The organism is Sphaerotilus mobilis (assembly GCF_004216565.1).
Taxonomy (GTDB): domain Bacteria; phylum Pseudomonadota; class Gammaproteobacteria; order Burkholderiales; family Burkholderiaceae_C; genus Sphaerotilus; species Sphaerotilus mobilis.
Map to the genome: position 1 here is coordinate 449,353 of NZ_SGWV01000008.1, position 13,431 is coordinate 462,783.

The window sequence follows — 13,431 nt, forward strand, 5'->3', positions numbered from 1 at the left end:
GGAGTCATCTCCGGGGTGGTCGCGTGACGGGTGTCGTCATTCGGCCGACAGCTTGGCACGCTGAACCACGGCCTTCCACTTGGTCAGCTCGGTCTTGACCATGTTGCCCAGTTCGGCCGGCGTGCTGGTCTCGACGTCGGCGCCGTGGTCCTCGATGCGCTTGACGATGTCCTTGTCCGTCAGGACCTGGTTGAGCGCCTTGTTGAGCTGATCGATCACCGCCTTGGGCGTCTTGGCCGGCGCGAACACGCCGTACCACTGCTGCACCTCGACGCCCTCGACGCCAGCCTCCCGCAGGGTCGGCACATCCGGCAGCAGGGCCGCGCGTTTCGGGCCTGCGACGGCCAGCGCGCGCAGCTTGCCGGACTTGACGTGCGGATAGGCGGTGAACAGGCTGGGGAACATGAACTGCGTTTGTCCGCCGATGGTGTCGGTCACCGCAGGGGCGGAGCCCTTGTAGGGAATGCCGGTCATCTCGACCCCGGCCGCCAGCTTGAACAGCTCGGCGGCGTAGTGAGGCGCCGTGCCATTGCCGGCCGAGGCATAGGTGTAGGCATCGGGCTTGGCCTTGAGTTGGCTGACCAGCTCGCGCACGTCCTTCACCGGGGTCTTGGCGTGCGCCACCATCAGCGTGGCCGAGTAGCCCACCAGGCCGACCGGCTCGAAGTCGGCCACCGGGTCGTAGCGCAGCTTCTGCAGCGCCGGGTTCATCGCGTGGGTGGCGATGTAGCCGAACATCAGCGTGTGGCCGTCGGCCGGCGCACGGGCGACGTATTCGCTGGCGATCGAGCCGTTGGCGCCGGCCCGGTTGTCGATCACGATGGTCTGGCCCAGCAGCGGCCCGAGCTTCTGGGCAATGGTGCGGGCCATGGCGTCATTGCCGCCACCGGCAGCGGTGGGCACCACCAGCGTGATGGTCTTGTCGGGCCAGGCCAGGGCGGCAGGGGCGGATGCGGCCAGCACAGCGGCGGCGAGCACAGGGGCGATCAACGGCTTCATCGGTTTGTCTCCTTCGGGGGGCTTCGAGAACACGTAGGCAGGGATGTGCAGGTCGCCCTGCAGGATCTTGCGGGCCGTGCGGACCAGCGCGGCTCGGGTGATGCGCGCATCGGCGCCGTGGCCGTCGATGACGACCTCGACCTCGATGCGGCCTTGTGGGTGCAGCACGGCGATGCGGCGCGGGCCATCGGTGACAGCGGGTTGGCTGGCCACCGTGCCCGGCAGGGCGAACGCGGTCGCCACGCCGATCGCACCGGTCACCGCATGCGAGGCGTGACAGCGGCGCGGCGTGAAGTAGCGCGAGGTCACGCTGTCGGCGTCTTCGCCCGGACTGACCAGCACCGGCTTGGGGATGACGCTGGTGGACACGTCGCCCAGGCCCATGCGCTCGCCAGCAATGCGGCGCAGCGACTCGATGCGTTCGAGCAGCGCGCGGTTGGCATCGATCTCGGCCGGCGCCTCGCGTCCGGCCAGGCCGAGATCACGGGCGCGGACGATCATCAGCGGCATGGCCGCATCGATGCAGCTGACCTCCACGCCGTCGATGACGTCGATGCGCTGGCCGGTCGGGAAGATCGAGCCGGTGACGGAACCCCAGGCATCGAGGAAGTTCAGCCGGATCGGCGCGGCGGTGCCCGCCACGCCGTCGATGGCGGTCAGCCCGTCGTAGGTGATGCGCCGGCCCGGCGTCATCACGGTCACGTCGATGCGTGCGCGGGTGTTGACGTTGTAGACCCGCACGGTGGTCTCGCCGTCGTCGGCGTCGATCAGGCCCTGCTCGATCGCAAAGGGCACGACACCCGAAAGCATGTTGCCGCAGTTGGGCCGCGTGTCGACCGAGGTCTGGCCGACGCCGACCTGGGCGAAGAGGTAATCCAGCTGGCAGTCCGGCTGGCTCGAACGCGACACGATCGCGACCTTGCTGGTCAGCGTGCTGCCGCCGCCCACGCCGTCGACCTGCAGCAGATCGGATGCGCCGATCGCGCCGATCAGCGCCTCGTCACGCGCCGCCTCGTCGGCCGGCAACCATTCCCGCAAGAAAAACGGACCGCGCGAGGTGCCGGCTCGCATCAGGACGCAGGGGACGGTGAGGGATTGCATGGGTCGGCATGATGGTGAGCCCCCAAGCTTTCGTGAATTGCATTGTCGCGATCAATTGATAGCCTATCGGCATCAATGACGGGAGCCGCTCATGGCCATCAACTTCGACCTCAATGACCTGATGGCCTTTCGCGCCGTTGCCGAACTGGCCAACTTTCGCAAGGCGGCGGAGTCGGTCCACCTCTCGCAGCCCGCCTTCAGCCGGCGCATCGACAAGCTCGAACAGGCGCTGGGCGTGCGGCTGCTCGAACGCACCACGCGCCGGGTCACGCTGACCACCGTCGGCCGCGAGTTCGAACGCCAGGTGCGCGCGCTGCTCGACGACCTCGACGTGACGCTGCTGAGCATCCGCGGTGTGGCGGCCACGCGCATGGGCGAGGTCACCGTCGCCTGCGTGCCGTCGACGGTCAACTACTACCTCTCGCAGGTCATCCTGCGCTACCGCGAGACCCATCCCAAGGTGCGGGTCAGGGTCCTCGATGCCGGAGCCAACGAGGCGCTGGACGCGGTCTCGCGCGGGGCCGCCGACTTCGGACTGAACTTCATCGGCGCACAGGAAGGCGACCTCGAGTTCCGCGCCCTGGTGGAGGAACGCTTCGTGGCCGCCTGCCGGCGCGACCATCCGATCGCGGCGATGAAGCGGGTCAGCTGGAGCCAGCTGGGCGAACACGACGTCATCGCCGTCAACCGCAGCTCGGGCAACCGGCTGTTGCTGGACCAGGCGCTGGCGGGCGTGGCCCGGGCGCCGCAGGCCATTTACGAGACCCAGCACGTCACCACGCTGCTGGGTCTGGTCGAGGCCGGCCTCGGCGTGGCGGCTGTGCCGTCCATGGCGATGCCGGGGCGCGACCACCCACTGCTGGTCAGCGTGCCGCTGGTCGATCCGGTGGTGACCCGCAAGGTCGGCCTGATCCGCAAACGTGGCCGCACGCTGTCGCCGGCCGCGCAACACCTTTACGACCTGTTGGTCGGGGTGCGGGCCCGCAAAACCCGGTCGGGCTGACGCGCATCAAGTGCCGTGCCACATGGGACGCCAACGCAAGGTCCTGTCTTCCTGTCTTCGCTTGGGTAGCGCAGAATCAGCCAGGCGACCGTCACCCGGACGTGGCTGCGCCGGCCACGTCCGGCGTCGTCGGCGAACCGGTCGGTCAAGACCAGGACAGGGACGGAACCTTGGGGCGTAACCTGCTGCGACGCCGTCTGAGCGTCTGTTTGGCACTCTCGCCGCTGCTGCCGGCGGGTGCCGGTGTGGCCGCTGTGCAGGCCGGTGAACGCAAGCGGCATCTGGTCGTGATCCCGAAGGCCAGCGACCAGTTGTTCTGGGATCTGGTCCGCAGCGGCGTCGAGCAGGCGGTGGCCGAGGCCGGGCGGGCCGGCCGCGATGTCGGGCTGACCTGGCGCGGGCCGGCCTACAGCGGCGATGCGCTGGCGCAGATCCGCATCCTGCAGTCCTACATCCGGCCCGATGTCGACGCGATCGTGCTGGCCGCCAACGACCGCACGCGGCTGCTCGAACCGGTGCAGGCCGCCGTCGCCGCCGGCATTCCCGTGATCATCCTGGACTCGGCGCTGGACGGCGACGCGCACAGCGCCCTGGTGGCCACCGACAACCTCGCCGCCGGGCGACAAGCGGCCCGGGAAATGGCACGTCGGCTCGGTGGCAAGGGCGATGTGTTGGTGCTGCGCACGCTGGCCGGCAGTGCCTCCACCTTCGACCGCGGCCGAGGCTTCGTCGAGGAACTGGGCCGCATCGCGCCCACCGTGCGCGTGGTGGCCGATGTCTTTGGCGGCGGCGCACCCGGGGACCTGCGGGCCCGGGCCGGCGAACTGCTGCGCAACCATCCGGACGTCGACGGCATCTTCAGCGTCAACGAGTCGTCGACCGACGGCATGCTGCGCGCGCTGCGCAGCGTCGCCCGGCCTCGGCGGCACATCTTCATCGGTTTCGATGCAACGCCCTTTCTGCTCGACGCGGTGGGCTCGGGCGAGATCGACGCCCTGGTGATCCAGGACCCGCGCCACATGGGCCTGCTGGGTGCACGGCTGGCGATCAGCCTGATGAGCGATGTCCGGCCCGCACCCGCATCGGCTCCGTTGCCACCGGGCATGGCCAACAAGAAGTTCACCATCGAGACCCGGCTGGTGACGCGCGAGAACATGGCCCAGCCCGACATCCGTCAGCTCATGTGCCTGACATGCTGAAGCGGCTCCAGCGACTGCGGGACCTGCAGGGGCGACTGGCCCGTCGTGGTCTCACCATCGGCATCGTGCTGGGCATCCTCGTTGGCCTGCTGGTGCCGGCCGGCATCGGTGGCTGGATGCTGTCGCGACTGCGCACCCAGCAGGTTGCCGTCGATGCGGCCAGCCAGCTCGACGAACGGGCCGCGCTGCTGGCGTCTGCGCTGGCCGTGCCGGCCTGGAACTTTGACCGCAATGGCCTGGACCGGATCGCCTCGGCGGCCATGCTCGACGACCGCGTGATCCGCATCGAGGTCCGCGACGCGCAGTGGCTGCCCTTGCTGGAGCTGACGCGTCAACCGGGCGATCAGGTGCTCAGGCTCGCCACCGCACGGCGCGAGCTGCGCTTCAACGCCAAGACCGATCCGGCGGGCCATTCCGGCGAACTCGCAGGCTGGGTCGAACTGACGGTGAACACCGCCGCCGCGCAGCAGCAGGTTCAGAACGAGCTGCGCTCGCTGGGGCTGGTGCTGCTGATGCAGCTGGGGCTGTCGACGCTGTTGCTGCTGTGGACCTTCCGGGCCCGCGTGCTGCAGCCGCTGTCGGCCCTGACCCGTTTCTCGGACCAGCTGGCCAGCGGCAACCTCGAACGGGCCCTGCCCTGGCAGCGATCGGACGAGATCGGCCAGCTCGCCAGCCAGATGGAGCGCATGCGCAGCGACCTGAGGGACTTGTTCGCGCAGCAGCGCGCGATCCTGGACAACGTCGACGTTGGCATCGTGTTCGAGCAGGACGGCGTCGTGCGCCTGGCCAATCCGCAGGCCGATCAGGTCTTCGGTCGACCGCGCGGTGGCCTGATCGGCTTGCAGCTGCGCGAGCTGTTGCCCGATCTTCCGGACACCCGCGAGGCCGAGATCGAGCTGCGGCTTCCGGACGGACACCCGTTCTGGGCCCATCTGCGGGTCTGCCGGCTGGATCAGCAGTCAGCCGGTGCCGGCAGCATCTGGGTGATCGAGGACATCTCCGAGCGCAAGGCCACCGAGCGCGAGATCCACCAGCTGGCCTACTACGACCCGCTGACGCGCCTGCCCAACCGCCGCCTGTTGCTCGATCGGCTGCGCGATGCCCTGGCCACCGCCACGGCCGATGGCCGGCATGGCGCCTTGCTGTTCATCGACCTGGACAACTTCAAGAACCTCAACGACACGCTGGGCCATGAGGTCGGCGACCGCCTGCTGCGCCAGGTGGCCGGCCGGCTCAGTGCCTGCCTGCGTCGCGAGGACACGGTGGCCCGTTTCGGTGGCGACGAGTTCGCGGTCGTGCTGGACCCGATCGCCCGTAGCGCCGCCGATGCGGTGGCGATGGCCCAGGTCGTCGGCGACAAGATGATGGCCGCGCTGGGTCAGCCCTACCCGCTTGGCGACGTCGTGCGCACCAGCACGCCCAGCATCGGCGTGGTGCCGTTTGGGTCGACCTCGGACACGGTCGATGGCCTGCTGCGCAAGGCCGATCTGGCGATGTACAACGCCAAGGCAGCCGGGCGCAACGCGCTGCGCTTCTTTGACGCCCCGATGCAGGCCGCGCTGATCGACCGCTCGACGCTCGAAGATGACCTGCGCCGCGCGATCGACCTCGGCCAGCTTTCCTTGCACTACCAGCCTCAGGTGGTCGACCACGACGCACAGGGCACCCGGATCACCGGCGCGGAAGCGCTGCTGCGCTGGCAGCATCCGCAGCGCGGCTGGGTCTCGCCGGCCACCTTCATCCCGCTGGCAGAACAGTCCGGCCTGATCCTGTCGCTCGGCGCCTGGGTGCTGCGCACCGCCTGCGCCCAGCTGGCGCGCTGGTCGCGTGATCCGGCCACGGCCGAACTGGACCTGTCGGTCAACGTCAGCGCGATCCAGTTCCGCCGGCCCGATTTCGCCAGCGGCGTGCTCGACGAACTGGCACGCAGCGGCGCGAAACCGAAACGCCTGAAGCTCGAGCTGACCGAGAGCGTGCTGGTCGACGACTTCGACGACATCGTGCCGAAGATGGTGGCGCTGCGCTCGGCGGGCGTGCGCTTCTCGCTCGACGACTTCGGCACCGGTTATTCGTCCTTGGCCTACCTCAAGCGCCTGCCGCTGGACCAGCTCAAGATCGACCGCCTCTTTGTCGACCACCTGCTCAAGGACGACGACGATGCCGCCATCGCCCGCACCATCATCGCGCTGGCCGACAGCCTGGGCCTGGGCGTGCTGGCCGAGGGCGTCGAACAGGAGTCGCAGCGCGTGCGTCTGGCCGACATGGGTTGTCGGGCCTACCAGGGCTACCTGTTCAGCCGGCCCTTGCCCTTGCCGGCATTCATGAATTTGCTGGAGCAGACCGTGACGAACCCCTGATTCAGGCGGTCGCACACACTCAAGTCGCATCGGACCCCGCCGACAACCCGTCCAAGCCATGTCGATCCACCGCCCGCCTCCGACAAACACCCGCACCGAGTCACCGATGCCGGAGACCGTCGCACGGGTCCTGCACATCCTGCTGTTCATCGGCGCGACGGTGATCCTGTGCGTCTGGCAGATCGAACTCCACCAAGGGGTCATCACACCCTGGGACATCTGGATGGAGCCACTGCTGGCGGTGATCGTCGGCGGCACCGGCCTGGTGATGGTGCGGCGACCCGATCTCGACGCACGACTCCGACCGATCCCGGTCTCTGCCTTCAACCTCTACCTGATCGCCGCGCTGCACCTGACGCTGCTTGAGAGCCCCGGGCCCGAGCAGTGGTACCAGACCCTGACAACGCTCTACTGGGTGCCGCTGGCCTATGGCTGCGCCTTCGTGTTCCTGACCCTGCCAGTGGCGCTGGTGGTCTGCAGCATCACCGCATCGGCGATCTTCGTGCCCATGGTCTTGTGGTGGCACCAGGATCAGCTGCCCACCTGGACCTGGGAGTCCGGCCCGCTGCTGGTGGTCATCGCCCTGTCGCATGCGATGTATGTCTTGCTGCTGTGGGCCGTGGTCAAGCTGCGCGACAGCCATGCCGATGCCAGCGCCAGCGCCGAGCGCATGCGCACGCTGGCGGCGACGGACGTGCTGACCGGCCTGCCCAATCGCCGGTCGATGCTGGACACGCTCCACAGCACGCTGGATTCGTCGCGCCGGGCCGACCTGCCGCTGGCGATCGTGCTGGTCGATGCGGACCACTTCAAGGCCGTCAACGACCGCCACGGCCATGCCGTCGGCGACGCCGTGCTGATCCACCTGGGCGCGCTGATGCGGACCCATCTGCGCAGCAGCGACACGCTGGCGCGCTGGGGCGGCGAAGAGTTCCTGATCTGCGCGCCCGGCACCCCGCAGGAGGCTGCGCGCGAGATCGCCGAACGGGTGCGCGAAGCCGTCGCCAGCAGCCCGACGCCGCACGGCGAGCCTCTGACCGTCAGCCTCGGCGTGGCGGTCTGCCGCGACCATGACGACGTCGACAGCCTGTTGCTGCGCGCTGACCGGGCGCTCTACACGGCCAAGTCCGCGGGTCGTGACCGGGTGGTGCTGGCGGCGGAACAGGACCTCGCCGCGCCCGGCGACACACGGACCGCGCCCTTGTTCGACTGAGCCTCGGAACATGATCGAGATCATGTGATTTCCACGCCCCCGGAACATACTGAACCGGGTACCCAAGGAGATCCCGTGAACCCGTTCATCCCGCACCGCCGGACCCTCGTCGCCCTGCTCGCCGGCAGCCTGCTGGCCGGCCCTCTGCTGGCCGCCACGACGCTGTCCGCCACAACGCTGTCAGCTGATGCCCGCCAGGCCATGCTGGCCTTCGATGCCCACTACATCCCGCGGCTGTTCCTGACCGGCAGCGCGCCCAAGAGCGAGACCGGCCCGGCCAAGGCCCGCGCCGCACTGAAGCGGCTGGTGGACGGCTGGCCGGCCCGCCGGGCGGCGCTGGCTGCGGCGGTGCCGGGCGATGCGCGCTGGACCCAGGCGCTGGAGGCCGTGCAAGGCCACCTGATGCGCGCGTCCACCCAGGTCGCCAGCGCCGACTGGGCCGGCTCGCACGAGACCCTCGAACACGTGCGCGAGGTGCTGTTCGAGGCCCGTCGAGCCATTGGCATTGACTACCCGCTGGATGCCTACACGGCCTACCACGGTGCGATGGAGACGCTGGCCAACGCGACGCGGCTCGACCGCAGCGCCTTCCAGGCGGATCTGGCCACCGCCCGCCAGCTCTGGCGGGTGCTGGACGAGATGCCTGTCGACGCCACCGCTCACGGCCTGGATGCAGAACGCTCGGCTCAGCTGACCAAAGCCCGGCAGGACGAGACCGCTGCCCTGGCCCAACTGACCCAGGCCCTGGCCGCACAAGCCCCGGACGCTGAGGTGCTGAAGGCTGCCGCCGCGCTCAAGCCGCCTTTCATCCGGGCCTACCTGAGCTTCGGCGCGGCGATGCCGTGAAGCTGTGAAGCCGCCTGTCCCTGTCGAGGTCCAGTTGTTCGATGCCAAGGGCGCACGCCTGACCTGACGTGGACCTGCCGAGGCCTTTCGGCCTCGGCAGAGGCTCAGCCCAGCGTCTCGGGCGCCAGCGCCATCACGGCCTGGTGGTGGGTCAGGTGGACCGAGTGGACCTGGTCCTTCAGGAAGTGCGTGGTCTGCAGCCGGTCCATCACCGGGCCCTTGACCTCGCTGAGCGACAGCGCGATGCCGGCCTCCTTCAGACGGTGGGCGATGGCTTCGAGGCTTTCGAGCGCGCTGGCATCGATGTCGTTGATCGCCGAGCACTGCAGCACCAGATGGACCATGGCCGGGTGCTGCGCGACGGCGTCGTTGATGCGGTCTTCCAGCACCCGGGCGTTGGCGAAGTACAGGCTCTCGTCGACCCGCAGGCTGACCAGCCGCTCGCTGGTGCGCACCGCGTGGCGCTGCACGTTGCGGTAGTGCTCGGTGCCGGGCACCAGCCCGACCTCGGCGATGTGCGGCCGGCTGCTGCGCCACAGGTGCAGGGCCAGCGAGACGCCGACGCCGACCATCAGCCCGGTTTCGACACCCGTTGCCAGCGTGGCCAGCAAGGTCGCCGCGACGGCCGCGAAGTCGGCCTTTGAATAGGCCCAGGTGCGCGCGAGGATGCCCAGGTCGACCAGCGACAGCACGGCCACCACGATGGTCGCGGCCAGCGTCGCCTGCGGCAGGAAATAGAGCGCGGGCGTCAGCAGCAGCGAGGCCAGCAAGATGCCGACCGCCGTGTAGACGCCAGCGGCCGGCGTGCGCGCACCGGCGTCGAAGTTGACGACCGACCGCGAGAAGCCACCCGTCACCGGGAAGCCGCCGGTCAGGGCCGCGCCAACGTTGCTGGCACCGAGCGCCACGAGTTCCTGGTCCGGTGTGATGCGTTCACGCCGCTTGGCCGCCAGGGTCTGGCCCACCGACACCGACTCGACAAAGCCGACCACACCGATCAACAGCGCGGGCATCGCCAGTTCGCGCCACAGCGCCATGTCCAAGCTTGGCAGCGTCAGTGGCGGCAGGCCCTGCGGGATGCTGCCCACGACCTTGACGCCGGACTGCTGCCAGTCCAGCGCCCAGGTCAGGCCGGTGGTGACGGCAATCGCCGCCACCGGACCGGCCTTGGCCACGACATCGGCCAGCAAGGGCCCCAAGCCCCAGCGCCGCAGCAGCGGCTTGAGCTGGCGGCGGGTCCAGAACAACCAGACCATGGCGGCCACGCCGATCCCCAGCGTCAGCAGGTGCGTGTGCGGTGCCTGGGCGACCAACGCGGTGAGCAATTCGAGCAGGTCATGCCCGCTGGCCGACACGCCCATCAGCGTCTTCATCTGGCTGGCCGCGATGATCAGCGCCGAGGCGCTGATGAAGCCCGAGATCACCGAATGGCTCAGGAAGTTGGCCAGGAAGCCGAGCTTGAACAAGCCCATCGCCAGCAGCATCAGACCGGACACGAAGGCCAGCGTGATCGCGGCCTGCCAATAGGCCGGCGTGCCGACCGCGAAGCTTGAACCGAGGCCGCCGATCGCGGTGGCGGTCATCAGCGAGGCCACGGCCACCGGCCCGACCGCCAGCGCGCTGCTGGTGCCCAGCAAGGCGTAGAGCAGCAAGGGCGCGACGCTGGCGTACAGGCCGACCTCGGCCGGCAGCCCCGCCAGCAGCGCATAGGCCAGGCTCTGTGGGATCAGCATGATCGTCACGATCAGGGCCGCCACGCCGTCGCTCACCAGCGTGGCGCGGTCGTAGCGACGACCCCAATCGAGGATGGGCAGCGTCGGCAGCCAGCTCACCTTCAGCCCACCTGCTCAGGTTGGGCCAGCCACTCGCGGCCCTTGAGCATGGCCTGCCAGTAAAGCGGCGGCAGGATGCGTTCCTTGAGCCACCAGGCCAGCCGCGACGGCTGGGTGCCGTCGATCAGCCAGGCCGGGAAGCTGGGGGCGACCTTGCCGCCATAGGTGAACTCGGCCAGCACGATCTTGCCGCGCTCGACCGTCAGGGGGCAGGAGCCATAGCCGTCGTAGGCGGCATCGCCTTTGAGCACGCCGCGCGCGACCAGCAGGTTGTGCGCGACCACCGGTGCCTGCTTGCGGGCCGCCGCCGCCGTCTTGGCGTTGGTGGTGTTGCCCACGTCGCCGAGCGCGTAGACATCGGCATGGACCTTGTGGCGCAACGTGGCCGCATCCACATCGACCCAGCCGGCCGCATCGGCGAGCGGGCTGACGCGGATGAAGTCCGGTGCGCGCTGGGGCGGCACCACGTGCAGCATGTCGAATTCCTTGACCACGCTCTCCTTCGTGCCATCGGGCAGGGCGCGCGTGAAGGTGGCGCGGCGGGCCGGGCCGTCGACGGCCGTCAGGGTGTGGCCGAAGTTCAGGTTGACGCCATAGAGCTCGATGTACTTCATCAGCGCCGGCACGTAGTCGGCCACGCCGAACAGCACCGCGCCGGCGTTGCAGAAGTCGATCTCGATCGCATCGAGCACACCGTTGCGGCGCCAGTGGTCGGCCGACAGGTACATCGCCTTCTGCGGCGCGCCAGCGCACTTGATCGGCATCGGCGGCTGCGTGAAGACCGCGCGGCCACGGTGCAGCTGCTGCACGAGGTGCCAGGTGTAGGGCGCCAGGTCATAGCGGTAGTTGGAGGTCACGCCATGGCGGCCCAGCGTGTCGCTCAGGCCCTCGATCGCGCCCCAGTCCAGCTTGAGGCCCGGGCAGACCACCAACTGCTCGTAGGTCACGACCCGGCAACCGTCGAGGATGACCGCATGGCGCTCGGGCTCGAAGGCGGCCACGGCCGACTTGATCCACTTCACGCCGCGCGGCAGCACGCTGGCCATGGTGCGTGCGGTGGTGGCGGCGTCGAACACGCCGCCGCCCACCAGGGTCCAGCCCGGCTGGTAGTAGTGCACGTCGGCCGGATCGATGATGGCGATGTCCAGGTCCGGCTGGCGGGCCAACAGGCTCGACGCCACCGAGATGCCGGCCGCCCCGCCACCGACGATGACGATGGCGTGTTTTGCATCAGCCACCTCGACGGGCGTGCGTCCGCCGTTGAGGATGCGGCGCACGACACCCTTGAGGTCAAAGCCGGCCTTGCCCGCGCCTTCGACCAGTTCAGCCATGGGCCGCTGGCTGGCTTGCGACAGCGCCCACATCGTCACCGAACGCATGCCGCTGCGGCAGTAGGCGAACACCGGCTTGGGGCTGGCGGCCAGCAACTCACCGAAGGCCTGCCCCTGCTCGTCGGTGACCTTGCCGGAGATGGCCGGCAGGTGGTGCGTGGTCAGTCCGAAGTCGCGTGCCCGGGTCTCGATCTCGGACCAGTTCGGCTGGTCCCCAGCCTCGCCGTCCGGCCGGTTGCAGATCAGCGTGCGGTAGCCGGCTTCGGCGATCGCCTTGACGTCGTCGACGGTGATCTGTCCACCCACGCCGATGTCGCGGCGCAGCTTCTTGATGTCCATGGTGTTGTCTCCTCGTGAGGCTCTTGCTTGTTTTTGCTGGCGTGTGCCTGGGCTTGTATGACCAAGGCGCGCCGCAGGTCGGCTCAGACCGCGTTCAGCGGGATCTTGATGTAGCGCACGCCGTTGTCCTCAGGCTCAGGCAATGAGCCTGCGCGCATGTTGACCTGCACCGACGGCAGGATCAGCACCGGCATGTCCAGCGTCGCATCACGGGCGCTGCGCATCGCCACGAAGGCGTCCTCGCTGATGCCATCGCGCACATGGATGTTGTGGGCCCGTTCATCGGCCACCGTGCTGATGTACTGCACCTCGCGCCCGCCGGGCTGGTAGTCGTGGCACATGTAGAGCCGGGTCTGCGGCGGCAGGCTCAGCACCTTGTTGATCGAGCGGTAGAGCGTGCGCGCATCGCCGCCGGGGAAGTCGCAGCGGGCGGTGCCGTAGTCGGGCATGAACAGCGTGTCACCGACGAAGGCGACGCGGTCTTCACCGGCCTCCACCACATAGGTCATGCAGGCCGGCGTGTGGCCGGGCGTGTGCAGCGCACGCGCTGGCAGTCCACCGATCGCGAAGGTCTCGCCATCGGCGAACAGGTGGTCGAACTGGCTGCCGTCGCGGGCAAAGGACGCGTCCGCGTTGAACAGGCCACCGAACACCTTCTGCACCGTGCGGATGTGGTCGCCAATGGCGATGCGACCGCCCAGGTGCTGCTTCAGATAGGGCGCGGCCGTCAGGTGATCGGCATGCACATGGGTCTCGAGGATCCAGTCGACCTGCACATCAAGTGCGCGGACACGCGCGATCAGCGCATCGGCGCTGGCGGTGCGGGTGCGGCCGGACTTGGGGTCGTAGTCCAGCACGCTGTCGACGATCGCTGCACGGCGCGTCTCGCGGTCAATGACCAGGTAGCTGACGGTCCAGGTGGCGGCGTCGAAATGACCTTCGACCAGAAGGCGGGTGACGGGGCTGGCCGCGGTGTGGGCGGCAGTGTGGGCGACAGGGAGGGCGACAGGGAGGGCGACAGGGAGGGCGACAGGGAGGGCGACAGGGAGGGCGACAGGGAGGGCGACAGGGAGGGCGGACGACATGAGGGGCTCCTGGACAATCAGACGTTATATTCGCATAAACTGATATTTAGAGCGAGTGGGCACAAGCGCAGATCGTCTTGCCGTTCAACGCCCATCCACCTCGGGCATCTGGCGATGAGCCCGAAC

The 13,431-nt window shown here is 68.9% G+C and carries 9 protein-coding genes; 5 read left to right on the forward strand and 4 right to left on the reverse strand.

Annotation, left to right across the window (positions count from 1 at the left end; translation table 11 throughout):
- Nucleotides 1–36: 36 nt before the first annotated feature.
- Nucleotides 37–2,100 (reverse strand): 4-oxalomesaconate tautomerase, encoded by a 2,064-nt coding sequence (locus EV685_RS21255; protein ID WP_130481347.1) that lies wholly within the window; start codon nt 2,098–2,100, stop codon nt 37–39.
- A 91-nt stretch (nt 2,101–2,191) separates the two neighbouring features.
- On the opposite strand from EV685_RS21255, the gene EV685_RS07360 reads away from it, so the two are divergent.
- From EV685_RS07360 to EV685_RS07380, 5 genes are all read left to right on the forward strand, one after another.
- Nucleotides 2,192–3,103 carry a LysR family transcriptional regulator gene (locus EV685_RS07360; protein ID WP_130481348.1) on the forward strand — a complete coding sequence of 304 codons (912 nt, stop codon included), beginning with the start codon at nt 2,192–2,194 and terminating at the stop codon, nt 3,101–3,103.
- Nucleotides 3,104–3,312: 209 nt separating this feature from the next.
- Entirely contained in the window at nt 3,313–4,302 is a 990-nt protein-coding gene (locus EV685_RS07365; RefSeq protein WP_165396738.1) for a substrate-binding domain-containing protein, read from the forward strand.
- Nucleotides 4,296–6,659, forward strand: coding sequence for a putative bifunctional diguanylate cyclase/phosphodiesterase (locus EV685_RS07370; protein ID WP_130481350.1), 2,364 nt, complete (start codon nt 4,296–4,298; stop codon nt 6,657–6,659). The genes EV685_RS07365 and EV685_RS07370 overlap by 7 nt, the downstream gene beginning before the upstream one ends.
- Nucleotides 6,660–6,765: 106 nt before the next feature.
- On the forward strand, nt 6,766–7,872 hold the full coding sequence (locus tag EV685_RS07375) for a GGDEF domain-containing protein (RefSeq protein WP_165396739.1): 1,107 nt from the start codon (nt 6,766–6,768) through the stop codon (nt 7,870–7,872).
- Nucleotides 7,873–7,947: 75 nt separating this feature from the next.
- On the forward strand, nt 7,948–8,718 hold the full coding sequence (locus tag EV685_RS07380; RefSeq protein ID WP_130481352.1) for a hypothetical protein: 771 nt from the start codon (nt 7,948–7,950) through the stop codon (nt 8,716–8,718).
- A gap of 104 nt (nt 8,719–8,822) precedes the next feature.
- Here EV685_RS07380 and EV685_RS07385 read toward each other — a convergent pair whose 3' ends face one another.
- The 3 genes from EV685_RS07385 to EV685_RS07395 form a co-directional block, all read right to left on the reverse strand.
- A complete protein-coding gene (locus tag EV685_RS07385) occupies nt 8,823–10,550 on the reverse strand; it encodes a SulP family inorganic anion transporter (RefSeq protein ID WP_242615470.1) in 1,728 nt (575 codons plus the stop codon).
- A 2-nt stretch (nt 10,551–10,552) separates the two neighbouring features.
- Entirely contained in the window at nt 10,553–12,220 is a 1,668-nt protein-coding gene (locus EV685_RS07390; RefSeq protein WP_130481353.1) for a bifunctional protein tyrosine phosphatase family protein/NAD(P)/FAD-dependent oxidoreductase, read from the reverse strand.
- 83 nt (nt 12,221–12,303) lie between these two features.
- Nucleotides 12,304–13,305, reverse strand: coding sequence for an MBL fold metallo-hydrolase (locus tag EV685_RS07395; RefSeq protein ID WP_130481354.1), 1,002 nt, complete (start codon nt 13,303–13,305; stop codon nt 12,304–12,306).
- Nucleotides 13,306–13,431: the final 126 nt, after the last annotated feature.